Here is a 16,870-nt window from a genome sequence, read left to right on the forward strand (position 1 = left end):
CGCTGGCTCACAGACGGCCGCTCACGCACGCCGGCTCGCGTGCGTGATTGCCGTTGTTGTGAGCCGGTGTGTACAGTCCGCGCGACTCAGTTCGGCACGTTCACCGCGCCATTAGTCACCGTGATTGCATTGATGCCCGGACTCGCCGCGATCGACGGCAGATTGGCCGTGGTCAGCGCGGGCGCGGCGCCGGCCGTGCCGCCGCGCGGCACCGTGTGAATCACCTGCGACGGCGGCAGCGGCGTACCGCTCTTCAGATGACTCCACATCAGATTGAGCGCCTGAATGTTGTAGTAATGCAGCGGCACGAAGCGCGAATCGAAACCCGCCACGCCGAGGAACGCATCGAAATGCTGGGCGTTCGTCACTTCGTAGAACGACAGCTTGCTCGCGCCGCCTTCGCTCAATTGATTCAGGCCGAGATACGGCCGCGACGCGTGGTTGATCGGCACCAGCGCATCCGCGCGGCCCTGCACGATGATGGCGGGTTTGCCATGCAGATTCGCATTCACGCGAATGGCCTCGACGCTGTTGGTCAGCGTGCCGTTGGTCCACAGCGTACGCAGGCAGGAGGCACCCGCGTAACTGCCGTCGGGGGTCGCCAGCCGGTGGTCCGCCGCTCCGCCGCCCGAGTTGAAGACGAGGTTGATGCCGTTGGTCGGCGGCACCCCGTTGCCATTGCCGAACACCGTGAGCATCGGCGACACGGCAGGCGTCACGCCGGCGACTCCCGTCGAACTCGTCGTGCCGAAGCTGAAGTCGCAGAGGTTGGCGGTGACGCTCGCTCTCGCGTACGCATCCGCGTAGGTCACCGCGACAGCCGGCACCGCTTGCGAGTCCCACATCGGCGCTTGCAGCAGGTCGGAGTCGGTCTGGTAACCGTTCTGATGCAGCAGCGTCAGCGCGTTGAGCGCCTGGGCCGTCACATTTCCACCCGCGATCACGCCGGCGGCTGCCAGCGACGCGCAGCGTGCGGTGCGAATCGCCGTGGTCGCGGCGAGCGGGAGTGCCGTCAGATACGGCGCGCCGGCTGCGGCGGGCGCGAGCGCCGCGCACGGTTGCAGTTGGTTGGCGAGCGTCATGTAGTCCGCGAGCGGCTTGCCGAATGCACCGACGGGCACGCCGCCCTGAGCCACCGACACCTGCGCGGGCAAGCGCAAATTGATCTGCGGCTCACCCACGACGACCGCGGTGATCAAACCGGACGTGTCCTGTTCCGCCGCCGCGAGCGACGCGCCGCCGCCATTACTTACCGAAGCCGCGATAGTCGTGATGCTGCCGCTCGCGTAACGCACGGTGCGGGTCGAACCGTCGAGCGCGCCATACGAATCGTTGAGCGCCCAGTACGCGAACTGGATCGCCTGCAACGTATTGTTGCCCCAATCCTTTTCGGGATTCTGCTGCGAGTGCGCATGCTTGAACGCGTAGCGATTCGCAAACTGGCTGTTGTAAGACGCGAGATCGGTATTGCCGAGGTTAGCCGTGAAGAGACTGGTCTTGCCCGCGGCAGTGGCATCCTGCAAGGTGCCGTCGATCAGTGTGACCCGATTGGACGACAGTTCATGCGCGCCATTGCCGCTGCCTTTATCGGTGTACGCCACCGCGCAACCGCGCTTGAGGCCCCACTCGCCGGCTGCGGAAATCGCGCCGTACACGCCACGCGAACCGGATGACGTTGCCGTGACAATACACGGCTGATCAGCATTGAAGCTCGCCGGTATCTGCACCAGCATGGTGACGTTCTGCGTGCCGCTGCCGTCGTCGGCAAAAGCGAGGTATTCCTTGCCGGCGATCTTGCCTTCGCCGAGCGTGTCGTTGCCGTTCAGGTCGACGTTCGGCCCCCAGAAGCGTCCGTAGCCACCGTTCGCCGTCATGTCGACGAGCGCGCGATAGTTCGCCCAGATGGCGAGGCGCCGGAGTTCGGCGGCGGTAGGTTGCGCAGCGTTGGCAATGGCTGGCGCCGTGGCCAATGCGAGGCCGGTTTTGCCGAGACCGGCGGTGAGCAGGTCGTCGGTATTACCGTCGTAAGCCTGGGTTTTCACCGAGGAGGCAGTAATGAAACTCGGCAGCGTGTTCGCTGGCGGCGGCGAATTATCGTCATTGCCGCCGTGGCAGGCAGTCAGCACGACTGCCACGGCCATCATGATCGCCAGGGTTCGCACCACCGGCACCGATCGTGGCGCGGGCTCGACTCTGAAAGTGGATCTCACGTTTTTCGTCTCCGATATTTGCTAATACCGTTGTGAATGCAACGGCACCGAAATTGCTGCGTATGGTCCAATGGATCGCGACGCTTCGGATACCGACGCATCGCTAGCCTGCATTGACCTTTCAATGGAGTCAATAGAACGTCATGTCCACGCATAACGAAAGTCAGGATCAGGGCGACGCCTCCGCCGCCACCCCACCCAAACCTTCACGCCGCCGCTTTCTTCAATCCGCTGCCGCTGCCGCCACGGTCGGCGCGGCGCCGCATTTGCGCGCGCAAACCCAAACCCCAACCGCGCCACCGGCTCAGGTTCAGCAAGCCGTGCCGCCGCGTCCGGTCACGCTGACGGTGAACGGCCGCGCGTACACGCTGCAACTCGAGCCGCGCGTGACCTTGCTCGATGCGTTGCGGGAATACGCGGGCCTGATGGGCACGAAGAAGGGCTGTGATCGCGGACAGTGCGGCGCATGCACGGTGCTCGCCGATGGCCGCCGCATCAACTCCTGTTTGACACTCGCCGTGATGCATGAGGGCGAGACCATCACCACGGTTGAAGGGCTTGCCGCCAACGGCGCATTGAGTCCGATGCAGCGCGCATTCATTGAACACGATGCCTTTCAATGCGGTTACTGTACGCCCGGGCAGTTGTGTTCCGCGACTGCCCTTCTAAACGAATTCCGCAACGGCACCGCCAGCACCGTCACGGCCGATGTCCGCAGCCGCCCCGCCCAACTCTCCGACGACGAAATCCGCGAACGCATGAGCGGCAATATTTGCCGCTGCGGCGCCTACGCGAATATCGTGGCCGCCGTACGCGCGGTGCACGAAGGCGGCGGACCGAACAGCGGCAACAACACCCCCAACGCCTGACGGAGCGACAGCATGGATGCGATCTCTTATGAACGCGCCGGCGATGTCGCCGGCGCAGTGCGGGCGGCGCAGCAGCCGGGAGCGGTGTTCATCGGCGGCGGCACCAATCTGCTCGATCTGATGAAAGGCGGCGTAGCGCGGCCGATGCGGCTGATCGATATCACGCATATCCGCGGACTCGATACGATCACGACGCTGCCTGACGGCGGCATCCGACTCGGCGCGCTGGTGCGCAATAGCGATGCGGCCAACCACGCGCTGGTGCGCGAGCAATACCCGTTGCTCTCGCAGGCATTTCTGGCGGGCGCGTCGTCGCAACTACGCAATATGGCGACGGTCGGCGGCAACCTGCTGCAACGGACCCGTTGCGGCTATTTCTACGACACGGCCTTCACGCAGTGCAACAAGCGCATGCCGGGCAGTGGTTGCGCAGCGCTCGACGGCCACAATCGCACGCACGCGATTCTCGGCGCGAGTCCGCAATGCATCGCCGTGAATCCGTCGGATATGAGCGTGGCGCTCGCCGCGCTCGATGCGGTGGTACGCGTGAGCGGCCCCGCAGGCGAGCGGACCATTGCGTTCGCCGACTTTCACCGGCTTCCCGGTGACCGGCCCGACGTCGATACCACCTTGCAGTCCGGCGAACTGATTACTGCGGTCGATCTGCCGCCGCCAATCTTCAGCGCGAACTCCCATTATCTGAAAGTGCGTGACCGCGCCAGTTACGCATTCGCGCTGGTCTCGGTTGCTGCCGCATTGCAGATGGACGGCGGCCGCGTGAAGACCGCGCGCATCGCATTGGGCGGCGTTGCGCACAAGCCGTGGCGCGCGAGCGTCGCGGAACAGATGCTCAACGGTCAGCCGCTCACGCAAGCGACGCTGAGCAACGCCGCCGCGGCCGCATTAAGCGAAGCGCGGCCGCAACACGACAATCGTTTCAAGGTGCAACTCGCGCAGCGCGCGATCGTGCGCGCCGTGAACCAGGCCGCCGGCCGCGCGGGAGGTGTCGCATGAATCTGATCGGTCAACCCGTCGACCGCATCGACGGTCTGCTCAAAGTCACCGGCGAAGCGCGCTACGCCGCCGAATTTCCCGAAGCGCGTCTCGCGCACGCGGTACTCGTCACCAGCACGATTGCGAGCGGGACCATCGCCTCGATCGATGCGAGCCGCTCGCAGTCACTGCCCGGCGTGCTGCTCGTGATGACGTATCAGAACGCGCCGCGTCTGCCGAACGGCGGCAAGCCCGCATTGGCGCCGCCGGCCGGGCGCCGTCTTTCGCTACTGCAGGACAATCAGATTCACTACAGCAACGAGCCGGTCGCGGTGGTGGTGGCCGACACGCTCGAACACGCCACCGACGCCGCGCGCCAATTGCGCATCACGTATCAGAGCAGCGCCGCGACCGTGGACTTCGCGCGTGCCAAGTCGAACGCGCACGCGCCGGACAAGCCGCAAGGCCGGCAGACCGACACGCAACGCGGCAGCTTCGACGACGGCTTGCAAAGCGGCGCGGTGCGCGTGGACGCGACCTACGCCACGCCGATCGAACATCACAACCCGATGGAACCGCACGCCACGATGGCGCGCTGGGACGGTCCGCAACTCACGCTCTACGATTCGACGCAAGGCGTCAGCAGCGCGGCGCAGGCAATCGCGAAGACGCTCGGCATGTCGCCCGGCGACGTGCGCGTGATTTCGCCGTTCGTGGGCGGCGGCTTCGGCTGCAAGGGCTCGTCGTGGTCGCACGTGTCGTTGTGCGCGATGGCGGCGAAGCAGACCGGACGGCCCGTGCGGCTCGTGCTCGAACGGCCGCAGATGTTCGGGCCGGTCGGCGCGCGTCCGCGTACCGAGCAGCACTTCGTGCTCGCCGCGCGGCGCGACGGCACGCTGACCGCGATGCGCCACGACAGTATTTCGAATACGTCGGTGATCGAAGACTGGACGGAGACCTGCTGCATGGTCACGCGCATGCTGTACGCGGTGCCGAATCAGGTGACCACGCACCGCATCGTGCCGCTCAATCTCGGCACGCCGACCTTCACGCGCGCGCCGGGCGAAACGACCGGTTCGTTCGCGCTCGAATCGGCCATGGACGAACTCGCGGCGGCCTTGAAGATGGACCCGCTCGCGCTGCGCATCAAGAATTACGCCGAGGCCGATCCGCAGGAAAACAAGCCGTGGTCGGGCAAGTCCTTGCGCGAGTGCTATCAGATCAGCGCCGAAAAATTCGGCTGGTCGCGGCGCACGCCCGCGCCTCGCTCGATGCGCAACGGCGGCACGCTGATCGGCATGGGCATGGCCACCGCGACCTATCCGGCCAATCGCAGCGAAGCCAGCGCCATCGCGCGGATCTTGCCGGACGGCACCGCGATGGTCGCCTCCGGCACTCAGGATATCGGCACCGGCACTTACACCGTGATGACTCAGGTGGCCGCCGACGCGCTCGGCTTCGCGCCGGAAAATATCCACTTCGCGCTCGGCGATTCATCGCTGCCGAGAGCGCCGGTGTCGGGCGGATCGCAATCGGCGGCGAGCGTGTCGCCGGCCGTGCGCGACGCGGCGAGCCAGGCACGCAGCCAGTTGATCGCGCTGGCGCTCGCCGATCAGGCTTCACCTGTGCACGGCATCGCGCTCGACGACATCACCGTGGAAAACGGCTGGGTGATGAGCCGCTCACAGCCGGCCAGGCGCGATCCGGCCGCGGCGATCATCGCGCGCTCGGGCGGCAAGCCGATCGAGGCGAGCGCGACCGTCAAGCCCGGCGACGAAAAGCAGAAGTACTCGTTCCACTCGTTCGGCGCGGTGTTCGCGGAGGTGCATGTCGATGCCGATCTCGGCACGATCCGGGTGGCGCGCGTGGTCGGCGTATACGACGTGGGGCGCGTGCTCAACCAGAAGACGGCGCGCAGCCAGTTGATGGGCGGCATCGTGTGGGGCGTCGGCGCGGCGCTGCAGGAGGAGACCTCGCTCGATACGCGCTATGGCCGCTTCACCAATGCGAATCTCGCCGAGTATCACGTGCCGGTGAATGCCGACATCGGGTCGCTCGACATTACCTTTATCGACCGGCCGGATCCGTATATCAACTCGCTCGGGGTGCGAGGTATCGGCGAGATCGGCATTACGGGCGTGCCGGCGGCGATTGCGAACGCGGTGTATCACGCCACCGGCGTGCGCGTGCGCGATCTGCCCATCACGCTCGACAAGGTGATGGGTGCGATGCAGGTTTGATGCGCGCGCTTTTGCGGTCGCATCTGCATTGGCGCTTGCCTGTGCCCGCGTTGCATCGCACAATCGATCTCATCCTTTCTACCGGTGCCCGCCCATGGCCTACGCTTCGCTCGCCACTGGCGTGTTGCTCGCCGCCGGCTTCGGTTCGCGCTTCGACCCGGAAGGCCTGCACAATAAACTGCTCGCGCGCATGCCCGACGGGACGCCGGTGGCGCATGAAGCCGCGCATCGGCTGCTGCGGGTCGTGACGCAGGTGGTGGCCGTGGTGCGGCCGGGTTCGGACGCGCTCGCGCGACTGCTCAACGATGCCGGCTGCGACGTGGTGTTCGCGGCGGACGCCGAACGCGGCATGGGTGCAAGCCTTGCCGCCGGGGTCGAGGCTAGCGCGGAGGCCGAGGGGTGGATCGTCGCGCTCGCGGACATGCCACGCATCGCCACCAGCACCATCGAAGACGTGGCGCGCGCGCTGGACGGCGGCGCTTCGCTGGTCGCGCCGTTTTACCAGGGACAGCGTGGGCATCCGGTCGGCTTCGGCATCGAGCATCGCGACGCGCTGCTGGCGCTCGACGGTGATACGGGCGCCAGATCCTTGTTCATGTCGCAGCAGGTCACGCGGCTGGACGTCGACGATGCGGGTATTTTGCGCGATGTCGATACGCCTGAGGATTTGCGCAAGCTGTAGTTTTGCTCACGTATGCGCCGAGCCGAACGTCTCATTCGACGGTCGGCTCTTTTCGCTTTTAACCGCGCCTGGTGCTGAAGTGAGCTACGCGACCGACGATCTGGCGGGCAGCGTGCCGCGTGAGGTCTCGACTTATCGGTTAGATATATCGAACACAAGGCAGGTCGTCGTGGCATGCGCGTAAAGCGTGCCGTCGGGGCCGACCAGACGCGCTTCCGCGGTCGCCAGTTGACGGCCGCAGTGAATCACTTTGCCCTCGGCGCGGACACGCTGCAGGCGCGGCGTCACCGCTTTCACGTAGTTCACGCTCAGTTCGGCGGTGGTATAGCCGCGCCCGGGCGGCATCATCGTGTGCACCGAGCAGCCAAGTGCGGAGTCGAGCAGCGTCGCCATCCAGCCGCCGTGAACCGTGCCCAGCGGATTCAAATGCTGGGCGAGCGGCGTGCCCTGGAACACTGCGTGTCCCGCACCGACTTCCATGAGCGTAAAGTCGAGCGTCTTGGCGATCGCGGCGTAGGGCAATTCGCCCGCGACAATCGCTTGCAATACTTCCAGTCCGGTCTTGCCCGCAATCTGCTCCGGACTCGCGAGACCCGGTCCCGGCCCAGCATTGATTTTGACAAGCACGTCCCGTTCTTCTGCAATCCAGCGTTCAAGGGTTTGTTCGTTAGCCAATGCAGGTATCCCCGGCAAATGAAAAGAGAGTGAGGGCGCCAATTAAATCATCAATCGGCCGCAACTGCTGCTCACTGCGCCGAGCGTAAAGCCATGAACGCTGGCTTCGGCGAACGTTGGAAGGCTCGCAGAGGGTCGATCGGCACTGGCCGTTATTGGGCGTTGCTCGGCCATGAAGCGTCATTGGCCCTGACTTAGTCTCAATAGAAGCGCCCAGCTCACGAATTCGTTTTCCCTGCAGCGACACGCTTGATCCGGACCGGCATTCAGGCGCATACTGTATATTTATACAGTATTTTAGTCCGCACGGATTGATGCGTTTAGTTACGCATCGCCGCGGCGCGTCCGCATGAAACGCATTTCCATCGAACCGTCTTTTGCCGCCTGGCGCCATGCGGCGCGGGAACTGCTGCGGCAAGGCGTCGAGCCGGAGCGGATCGAGTGGGTCGAATGCGATTCGTGTGATTCGGCCGGTTCGGATAGCGGCAACGCAAACGCTCAAGACGGTTCCGCCACGGCCCCGGTCGTCCCCACGCCCGCCATTCCTCGTGAACTGCTCGCCTGGCTGAAAACGGCGGCCTGTTTTTACGCGCCGGACCGCTGGTCGCTGCTCTACCGCATCCTGTGGCGTTGGACACACGGCGAACGCCACGTCCTCGATCCGCAAGACGCCGACGGCGCGCTGCTCGATCAGCGCATCCAGTCGGTCGAGCATGAAACCAGTGATCTGGTGGCGCTCACTCTGTTCAGGCGGCGCGATCCGTCCATGGGACCGCCGGAATTCGTCGGCTGGTACGAGCCGCATCATGATCTGCTGGAGCAGGCCGCCGAGCGTTTTGCCGAGCGCATGGGCGATTCCACGTGGATGCTGGCGACGCCGCAAGGCGCGGCGTTCTGGAGCGGCATGCTGCTGCGCATCAGCCGGCCGGCAGCGGCAGAAGACGAGCACGCCGCGCACCCTTGTCCTGAGCGCCAGCAGCAGAATCCGCCAGCCACGCAGGCGTTGCCACCCGGCGCCATGGTCGGCGAAGCCACGACCAGCGAACCCACCGAGGCGCTCTGGCTCGCCTATTACGCCAGCGTCTTCAATGGCGCGCCGGCGCCCGTGCCGCTGCGTTACTGGAGAACGCCGCCTGCGGGTCCGCCGCTGCCCGCGCAGCTCGCGCGCGAACGGAGCCGTCTCGGCGCGCAGCGTGGCACCGTCACCGTTCCGGAGATGCCGCCGCTCGAATATTCGGCGGTGACGCCACCCTTGCGCGAACCCACCGGCCCTCTGCCCACCTGCCGGCGCTGCGCGTTGTGGCGCAACGCGAAGCAGGCCGTCGCGGGCGCCGGTCCTGCTCGGGCGGCGATCATGGTGGTCGGCGAACAACCCGGCGAGCACGAGAACCAGCACGGCGTGCCCTTCATGGGCCCCGCCGGTCAACTGCTCGACACGGTGCTCGCGCGCGCCGGCCTCGAACGCGCCGCGCTCTATCTGACCTATGCCGTCAAGCATTACAAATGGGAAACGCTGGAGCAGCAGCGCGTCCACCGTACGCCCGCACGGCGCGAGGTCGAGGCTTGCCAGTACTGGCTGGACCACGAACTCGCGCAGGTCGCGCCGCGCGTAGTCGTCACGCTCGGCGCGACCGCGCTGAAGGCGTTGACCGGCGCGCATGTCAATCTGTCGGAATATCTGGGGCAGACCATCGATCACGGCGGGCGGCTGATCGTGCCGACGTGGCATCCGTCGTACGCGCTGAAAATGGCCGACGGCCGGTTGCGCGAGGATGTCGTCGCGGGCATGGCGGCGGCGCTCAGGCGCGCGGCGGGGTTAGCGGCGGAAGGGGCGTAGGGTTCGCTTTGGTTCGATGCTGCCCGCACCCGCGCCGACTTCGTTGATTGACTGTCGTGTGTGCCTACGCACCCGAATTCATAGTAGCGCCGCCGCCACCTTGCTCTGCTCGTTTTCGAATGCGGGCTGGAAGGCATCAAGGTCGTCGTCGGTCATGCCGACCGGCTCCGACTTCGCGACTCGTTTCCAGTCGCTGACCGCGTTACGGACTTCATCGAGGATGCGTTTCGCCTCATCGGCCGAGAGCCTGAAGTAGCGGGCTTCGTTCATTACGGCCTCGATCGAGTCGACCGGCCCGTAGTCTTCATTGAGCCATAACTTCAACTCGGGGTCCTTATCCGGAAAAGGGTTGATGTCGAACGCCGGCGCGAGCCGCCACTGCCCATGCTCGACGTGCAGGAAACCGTGGTTCTGCACATGGTCGTCGACATTGGTAATCAGCAGATTGAACACGAGTCGCCGCCACAACTCCGCGAGGTCGCGCTTCGGGTCCGCGCAACGCGCGATGATGCAATCCGCTATCTGGGTATAGGCGTGCTCTTCCTGCCGCGAGGCTTGCAGCATGGAACCAGCCGAGAGGTACGGAATCCGGCCGCCGTTCGCAACGCGATCAAAGCGGCGCACAAGCGCAACCGGGATGTCTTCCGATATGACGATGCGCGATTGCGCCACCGTAATGCCCGCAGCCTCGGCCAGATGAAGGGCGAGCACTTCCCCGCGCGTGACACTGCGGTCGTCGTTGATGCTCGGAAACTTGCCGATGGCCAGTTGCCCGTCCTCATCGAGAATCGTGCACTTGGGCCGCATGCCGCCAAGCGACGTCCCGCGGCCGCGCAAATACTTCAGGTCGGCGGCGGTTTCCTTGTTCATCTCGACCGCGCGAGTGGCGCCGATCAGGTGACCCAGTTCGAGCAAGGGCGGCGTGCCACGCCCTCCGTCTTCAATGCTGCGCAAATAGTTGCCCGCCTCGTCCGCGAGTCGCAGCGCGCCGATCCGGCTCATATCGTCGACACCCAGCAGGTAGTCCATCTCCGTGAGCCCGGCGCGCGGCACATCCTGCCCTTTCTCCTGCGCCGACTTGCGACGCCTTGCGTGGTCACGCGCGATAACCCGGGATCCCCATCCGTCGGGCTCGGTATCCGCAAATGCGAAGTGGAAAATCGAATCGTCTCTGGAAGGCGCCTTACGAAACTGCTGACCCTGAACCAGTTGCAGATCGGGAGAAATCTCGAACCGGTCGGGCGATTGCAGCCACGCTTCGTGATAAGCAAAGGTTGAGCTTTCGCGTGCGCCGTCCTTGTTGAAAGTCAGCACGCCGACGGGAAGCGCAGCCTGGCCGAGCGCCACCTGGACGCTCTGCTGAGATAGGGGCCGCTTCATAGCGCTCCCGATTCGGGCGTGACACGTTTTTTGCGAACTCTCTGCGGCAGTTGCTGGTTCATCAAGGTGAGCCCGATGGTATCGGCAGCGGAGTCGAGTAGTCCGTTGATTCTGTCCAACTCACCCAATACAAGAAATGCCTGCGCGATCGTACCGATGGAAATGCGTTCGTCGCCGTGTTCCATGCGACGCAGCGTAGCCACGGACGTCTGAATGCGCTCGGCCAGCGACGCCTGAGTCAACCGGCGACGACGCCGCGCCAGCGCAAGGTCGGCTCCGAGTTTCTTCAAGGCACGCACGACAGGCAAGGGAAGCGGATCCCTTTTTCTCTTAACGCTCACATGTGAGCGCTTATACGGCTTTGCGGTTTGCATGTGAGCGGTTAAGTCTCTTGAAAAGAGGTTTCCCATTGTCCGCGTGCATTGTTCTGCGGTCAAGAAATTAGCTTAAGCGCTCACGTATGAGCGCTTAAGCTTTTTTATAGATCACATATGCACGGTTAATATAAACGACGGATTCGTGCGGATGGAAACACTTCGCGCCCGGAAGACGCGTTCCAGAATTACCGCCCCACCACCCTCAGGCACGCGGCTTGCGGACCACAAACCGTCGCGCAAGCCGCGACGATTCCGCCTAAGCTGATGTGACGCCGCATTTTCCCAAGCACCGGCGCGACACGCGAGCCTCCGCCTGCTTCGTCCACGGCCCGCGCGTTGCAAACCCATCTCACGCCCCATGAGCGAAACCAGCCCACGCCTTTTCATTGTCTCGCCCCATTTCGACGACGCCGTCTTCAGTTGCGGCGCATTGCTCGCCGCCCATCCCGACGCCGCGGTCTGCACGGTATTCGCCGCGCCGCCCGAGCAGCCGATGCATACCGAATGGGATGAAAAGTCAGGCTTCGCGGACGCCCATCAGGCCATCCACGAACGCACGCTGGAAGACAACCGCGCTCTCGAAGTGCTCGACGCGATTCCGCTGCGCATGCCGTTTCGCGACAGCCAGTATTTGGACTCGCCTTCCATCAGCAAAATGGCGGCGGCGCTCGAAGAAACCATCTACCGCACCACCGCCAACACCTTGCTGATGCCGCTCGGCCTGTACCACGACGATCACGTCCGGGTGTTCGAAGCCTGCTGTGAAATCCTGCCGCGCCTGTCGCATCTGACCTGGTTCGGCTACGAGGAAGCGATTCACCGGCGCACGCCCGGCGTCGTGCAGGCGCGGCTCGCCGATCTCGCGCAACGCGGCATCGTCGCGACGCCGGCCAGTCCGAGCGCCGGCCACACGATCGATGCACAGCGCCGCGCGCAACTCAAACGCGAGGCGGTCAACGCATACCAAAGCCAGTTGCGCGCGTTTGGCGCGGGCAATTACGACGACATCTTCGCGACCGAGCGTTACTGGCAGCTGAGCGTGGGTCGTCGCGTGAAAAAGTAGGAGGCGCGGCGTGCCGGAAAGGCCTACGCTTGAAGAGAACGGCCGGCGTAAGTTCGACGCCGTCGCCGCACCGGCCTCTTCCCCACTCAAAGGTGCTGCCATGAGCTACGACATGCATACCAGTCCGATTCCCGACCCCAACGCCGATCCGAACCGCGACCCGGAAGCCGATCCGCTAGTACCGCCGTCGCCCGGCCATCACAGCGAGGAACCGCTGCGGCCCGATGGACCGCCGGACAAAGATCCGGTGTGACCGCATTGCGCGGCCAGCCACCGGAAGCGCGAATCAGCGCGTCAGTTCGGTAAAGCCTTGCAACAGACGGTCGATGTCGGCGGCGTGAATGTTGCCCATCGTCGAGATGCGGAACAGTTCGGCCGACAGGCCGCCTTGCCCCGCATAGATGACGAAGCCGCGCGCCTTGAGCGCGTCGTGCAGTTGCGGATACGCGATGCCTTCCGGCAAACGGTACGCGCGCAGCACCACCGACGATTCTTCCGGCGGCAACACACTGCCGATGCCGCGCTCGGCCAGCCCCGCGCGCGCCTGTTCGGCCAGCGCCGCGTAGCGCGCGTGACGCGCTTGCCAGCCGCCTTCGTCGGCGAGTTCGCGCAGCGCTTCGACCAGTGCGTAGTACGCATGCACCGACGGCGTGAACGGCGTGTTGCGCTGATCCTGCAACTTCGCGAGACGGCCGAGATCCAGGTAATACGTGCGGCTCGCCGCCTGCGCGAGCGCCGCGCGGCGCACCAGCACGAACGACGCGCCCGGCACGCCATGCAGACATTTGTTCGCCGTGGCGGCCACGGCGTCGAGACTGGTGTCGGCGAAATCGATCGTTTCCGCGCCGAAGCTGCTCACGCCGTCCACCAGCAGACGCAGTCCGCGTTCGCGGCACAATGCGCCGAGCGCCGCCAGATCGTTCAGGCGGCCCGTCGTGGTTTCATGATGGATCACGGCGACGTGCGTGAACGCCTTGTCCGCGTCGAGGCGTTCGGCGATCTTCGCGAGATCGGGCGCCTGCATCCAGTCGTGCTTCAGCGATTCGTGCGCGATGCCGTACTGCGTGGCGATCTGCGAAATACGCTCGCCGTACACGCCGTTTTCCAGCACGAGCAGCTTGCCGCTCTGCGGCACCAGCGCGGCGGTCATGCTTTCGACTGCGGCCGTGCCGGAGCCCGTCATCAGCACCGCCTGCCACTCGTTGGCGTCGAGGCCGTACAGATCGACGAGACGCGTGCGGGCCTCTTCCTGCAAATCGAAAAACTCAGTTTCGCGGTGGCACAGATCCGTCTGCAACAGGCTATTGCGAACGCGTTCGGTGAGCGTCACCGGGCCGGGGTTGAGCAGCAGCATGAGCGATCCTTGAGTTTGACTCGAGTTTGACTTTAAGCGGCGCCAATGTGGCGCATCAGGCGCGTCTTCACATCGGGCGGCGTGATAGTGGGACGCGGCAGCCCGTCGGGCGTGCCGCGGCGAATGGCCAGACGCGCGAAGCGCGGGCCGTCGAGCGGCGCCGCTTCGAACAACGCGTCGATCAGGCGCACGTCGTCGCTTTCGACCGCCGACGCATAGCCGCACGCCGCGGCCACGCCCGCAAACGAAACCTGCGACGACACCGTCGCCTGACCGCCGGTCGAATCGTGCGCGCCGTTATCGAGCAGCACGTGCGTGAGATTCGACGGACCGTACGCGCCGATGGTGGCGAATGCGCCCATGCGCATCAGCGCGGCGCCGTCGCCGTCGAGCGCGACCACGTGCAGGTCAGGACGCGACAACGCAAGACCCAGCGCGAACGGCGTCACACAACCCATCGAGCCGACCATGTACAACTGGTTCGAACGGTCGTCGATCGCGTAGAGTTCGCGCCCGCAAAAGCCGGTCGACGCGAGCACCACCGTCGATTCGAGCGGCGTGTGCGCGACCACCTTGTTCAGCGCGTCGTGACGCGAAGCCAGTTCGCTCGCCGCCACATTGGTGAACTGCGATTGCGGCGTGACGGGCGCGCGGCGCTCGCTTGCACCGCTGTCCTTCAACTCGTATGGCGCCACGCTGCCCTTCTGCATCACGAGCGCGTACGGGCGGCCGGTTTCATCCATATGCGCGATGGCGCGATCGAGTGCCGGGCCAATCGCGTCGGCTTCGATCGGGAACGTCTCCCACGGAATCTCCATGGTGTCGAGCATCGCGGGCGTGACCGGGCCCATCAGCGCGTGCTGCGGTTCGTCGGCGACACCGGGCTGGCCGCGCCACGTGACGATCAGCAATTGCGGCAGACGGAAGGTCCACGTGAGCGAGGTCAACGGGCTCACGGCGTTGCCGAGCCCGGAGTTCTGCATCATGGTGATGCCGCGCCGGCCGTTTTGCGCGCCGAGCGTGACGCCCGCGATCAACGCGACGGCGTCGCCTTCATTCGCCGCCGACACGTAGTGCAGCGACTCGTCCTGCAACACGTAGTTGATGAACGGCGTCAGATACGAGCACGGTACGCCCGCATACCAGTCGAAGCCGCGCTCGCGCGCCGCCTCGACGAACTGTGCTGCCTCGATCATTGCGCGGCTCCGCTCGCTGCGTCCGTTGCGCCTTTGCCCGCAGCGCCGACTGCGGCCGCGAACGGCGCTTGTGCATGCGCGAAGTCGCCCGCACGACGGAAGTCTTCCAGGTCGTTCACACCGCGCCAGTGGCCGTGCACGTATTGCACTTCGATCGATTCGCCCGCTTCGATCAGCGCGTTCAGCAACGCGGGCATGTCGAGCGACGCGAAATCCGCGCGCGCCTGCAACTGGCTCATGACCGCCTGCAAACGCTCACGGCCTTCGCCACGCACGTTCAGCAGACCGACCCAGCGGCCGTGCGGCGTTTGCGACGCGATGGCCGAGGAGGCGTCCTGCCCGCTCGACACGTGACGCAACACGACCTTGTTGCCGAACAAACCGCGATCGTCGGCGGCCGAACACCAGGCGAAATCGCGCACGCTGGCGTTTTCTGCGTCGGTCAGCGAAGAATCGACCACCACGCTGAACGCCGCTTCGCTCTCAACCAGATCGCGCAGGATGTAACTGCGGAACAGCAGATCGCCGTACGAGACCACCGTGTCGCCCGCGAGTTTGTCGACCGCGCAGGCAAGCGACGCGAGTTCGCCGGTTTGTGCATGGCGTTCGTTGACGACGAGCTTGATGCCGGCCGTGTCGATCGCATCGGCGCGATAACCGCCGACCACGGTAATGTCGTTCACGCCCTGCTTCTTGAACGCATCCACGAGCCAGCGCAGCAGCGGCTTGCCGGCGATCGGCAGCATCACTTTCGGACGGTCTTCGGTGACGGCTTCGAGGCCCTTGCCTCGGCTCGCCGCGAGCACCACTGCGCCACCGGCCGCGCGGCCGCTCGACAGGTAACGGTCTTCGGCTTCCGAGTATTCGTCGGCGTCCTGCAGGCGGAAGATTTCGTTGACGGCGGCAATGCTGTCTTCCACATTGACGAGCGTTTCGCTCGCGTGGATTTCCTTGGCGACGGCCTGCATCGCCGAAGTCGCCGCGCGGATCAGATGGTTCGCCCAGATCACCGTGCTGATGCCGGCTTCGCGGAAGACTTCAGTGGGCGTGCTGTAGTACTTGGTCGGCACGATCACGAGCGGGCCGCGGCCGCCCCATTCGCGCGCGAATTCGAGAATTTCGTCGGGACGCGAGAGCTTGCTGTGAATCAGGATCGCATCCGCGCCGGCCTGGCGATAGGCTTCCGCGCGACGCAGCGCCTCGTCCATGCCCCACCCGGCGATCAACGCTTCAACCCGCGCGACGATCGAAAAATTCTCATCGGACTGTGAGTCTTTACCGGCTTTGATCTTGCCGCAGAACTCGTCCATATCGGCGAGCGGCTGCGCTTCGCCGTTGATGAAGCTGTTGGTCTTGGGGAATTGCTTGTCTTCGATACACACGCCGGCAATGCCGCGCTGTTCGAGTTTGCGCACGAGACGGCGCACGTTGTTGAAATTGCCGTAGCCGGTATCGCCGTCGAGCAGGATCGGCAGATCGCTGGCGTCGGCCATGAATTCGAGCGTGTCGACGACTTGCGTCCAGCTTGCTTCGTTGTTGTCGCGCACGCCGAATTGCGCGGAGATCGCGAGGCCCGAGCCCCAGATTGCCTTGAAGCCGGCTTCGCGGACGATCCGGGCGGACAGGCCGTTATGGGCCTCCATCATGAATTCGAGTTCGTTGCTGACGAGCATCTGGCGCAGGCGCGCGCTGCGGGAAGCGGAGACGAAAGCGGGTTCGCGGGCGTTCATTTTATGTACTCCTGGTGGCGGGCTTATTGGTGCTCTTCTATTGCCCGACTGGCGTCTGGAAAATGGCGACTATAGCGGAATTTTTATTTATTCGTCTTTTTCGTGACAGCGGTTTTCTCCATTTGCGGATAAGTGGAAAAATGTGTCGTTTTTTGCAACCCGCTAATGCGAGAAACCGCTTGGATTTTATTGGCGTTTTGTGGAATCCTGACGCAATCGCACGCCAGCGCTTTGATGGGTGGCGCGTCCGTTCGTTTTGGTCGT

General features: G+C 64.7%; 14 protein-coding genes. 7 read left to right on the forward strand and 7 right to left on the reverse strand.

Features of this window, described 5'->3' with window-relative positions; all coding sequences use genetic code 11:
• Positions 1–86: 86 nt before the first annotated feature.
• Entirely contained in the window at positions 87–2,144 is a 2,058-nt protein-coding gene (locus tag HF916_RS24085; protein ID WP_277352292.1) for a D-(-)-3-hydroxybutyrate oligomer hydrolase, read from the reverse strand.
• A 209-nt stretch (positions 2,145–2,353) separates the two neighbouring features.
• Between HF916_RS24085 and HF916_RS24090 the strand changes: the two genes are divergently transcribed.
• From HF916_RS24090 to HF916_RS24105, 4 genes are all read left to right on the forward strand, one after another.
• On the forward strand, positions 2,354–3,079 hold the full coding sequence (locus HF916_RS24090) for a 2Fe-2S iron-sulfur cluster-binding protein (RefSeq protein ID WP_168791287.1): 726 nt from the start codon (positions 2,354–2,356) through the stop codon (positions 3,077–3,079).
• 12 nt (positions 3,080–3,091) lie between these two features.
• Positions 3,092–4,093: an FAD binding domain-containing protein gene (locus tag HF916_RS24095; protein WP_168791288.1), complete on the forward strand. Its 1,002-nt coding sequence runs from the start codon at positions 3,092–3,094 to the stop codon at positions 4,091–4,093.
• On the forward strand, positions 4,090–6,312 hold the full coding sequence (locus HF916_RS24100) for a xanthine dehydrogenase family protein molybdopterin-binding subunit (RefSeq protein WP_168791289.1): 2,223 nt from the start codon (positions 4,090–4,092) through the stop codon (positions 6,310–6,312). Before HF916_RS24095 ends, HF916_RS24100 begins: the two co-directional genes overlap by 4 nt.
• Before the next feature lie 94 nt (positions 6,313–6,406).
• Positions 6,407–6,994: a nucleotidyltransferase family protein gene (locus tag HF916_RS24105; RefSeq protein WP_168791290.1), complete on the forward strand. Its 588-nt coding sequence runs from the start codon at positions 6,407–6,409 to the stop codon at positions 6,992–6,994.
• Positions 6,995–7,126: 132 nt separating this feature from the next.
• Here HF916_RS24105 and HF916_RS24110 read toward each other — a convergent pair whose 3' ends face one another.
• Positions 7,127–7,669: a PaaI family thioesterase gene (locus HF916_RS24110; protein ID WP_168791291.1), complete on the reverse strand. Its 543-nt coding sequence runs from the start codon at positions 7,667–7,669 to the stop codon at positions 7,127–7,129.
• Positions 7,670–8,018: 349 nt separating this feature from the next.
• On the opposite strand from HF916_RS24110, the gene HF916_RS24115 reads away from it, so the two are divergent.
• Positions 8,019–9,506: a UdgX family uracil-DNA binding protein gene (locus HF916_RS24115; RefSeq protein ID WP_168791292.1), complete on the forward strand. Its 1,488-nt coding sequence runs from the start codon at positions 8,019–8,021 to the stop codon at positions 9,504–9,506.
• A 78-nt stretch (positions 9,507–9,584) separates the two neighbouring features.
• Here HF916_RS24115 and HF916_RS24120 read toward each other — a convergent pair whose 3' ends face one another.
• Positions 9,585–10,886, reverse strand: coding sequence for a type II toxin-antitoxin system HipA family toxin (locus HF916_RS24120; RefSeq protein WP_168791293.1), 1,302 nt, complete (start codon positions 10,884–10,886; stop codon positions 9,585–9,587).
• Positions 10,883–11,260, reverse strand: coding sequence for a helix-turn-helix domain-containing protein (locus tag HF916_RS24125; protein WP_168791294.1), 378 nt, complete (start codon positions 11,258–11,260; stop codon positions 10,883–10,885). Before HF916_RS24125 ends, HF916_RS24120 begins: the two co-directional genes overlap by 4 nt.
• A 361-nt stretch (positions 11,261–11,621) precedes the next feature.
• On the opposite strand from HF916_RS24125, the gene HF916_RS24130 reads away from it, so the two are divergent.
• Together HF916_RS24130 and HF916_RS24135 are read left to right on the forward strand one after the other, a co-directional pair.
• Positions 11,622–12,326 carry a PIG-L deacetylase family protein gene (locus tag HF916_RS24130; protein WP_168791295.1) on the forward strand — a complete coding sequence of 235 codons (705 nt, stop codon included), beginning with the start codon at positions 11,622–11,624 and terminating at the stop codon, positions 12,324–12,326.
• A 10-nt stretch (positions 12,327–12,336) separates the two neighbouring features.
• Positions 12,337–12,579 carry a hypothetical protein gene (locus HF916_RS24135; protein ID WP_168789129.1) on the forward strand — a complete coding sequence of 81 codons (243 nt, stop codon included), beginning with the start codon at positions 12,337–12,339 and terminating at the stop codon, positions 12,577–12,579.
• Positions 12,580–12,612: 33 nt separating this feature from the next.
• On the opposite strand, the gene HF916_RS24140 is transcribed toward HF916_RS24135, so the two are convergent.
• Genes HF916_RS24140 through aepX form a run of 3 tightly spaced genes read right to left on the reverse strand, consistent with a single transcriptional unit; the run spans position 12,613 to position 16,606 of the window.
• Entirely contained in the window at positions 12,613–13,680 is a 1,068-nt protein-coding gene (locus HF916_RS24140) for a 2-aminoethylphosphonate aminotransferase (RefSeq protein ID WP_168791296.1), read from the reverse strand.
• Between the two features lie 32 nt (positions 13,681–13,712).
• Positions 13,713–14,876 carry a phosphonopyruvate decarboxylase gene (gene aepY, locus HF916_RS24145; RefSeq protein WP_168791297.1) on the reverse strand — a complete coding sequence of 388 codons (1,164 nt, stop codon included), beginning with the start codon at positions 14,874–14,876 and terminating at the stop codon, positions 13,713–13,715.
• The gene (gene aepX / locus HF916_RS24150) at positions 14,873–16,606 is read right to left on the reverse strand and encodes a phosphoenolpyruvate mutase (RefSeq protein WP_168791298.1); all 1,734 of its coding nucleotides are present in this window, start codon (positions 16,604–16,606) and stop codon (positions 14,873–14,875) included. Before aepX ends, aepY begins: the two co-directional genes overlap by 4 nt.
• Positions 16,607–16,870: the final 264 nt, after the last annotated feature.

It is taken from the genome of Paraburkholderia aromaticivorans, assembly GCF_012689525.1.
In the GTDB taxonomy this organism is placed as follows: domain Bacteria; phylum Pseudomonadota; class Gammaproteobacteria; order Burkholderiales; family Burkholderiaceae; genus Paraburkholderia; species Paraburkholderia aromaticivorans_A.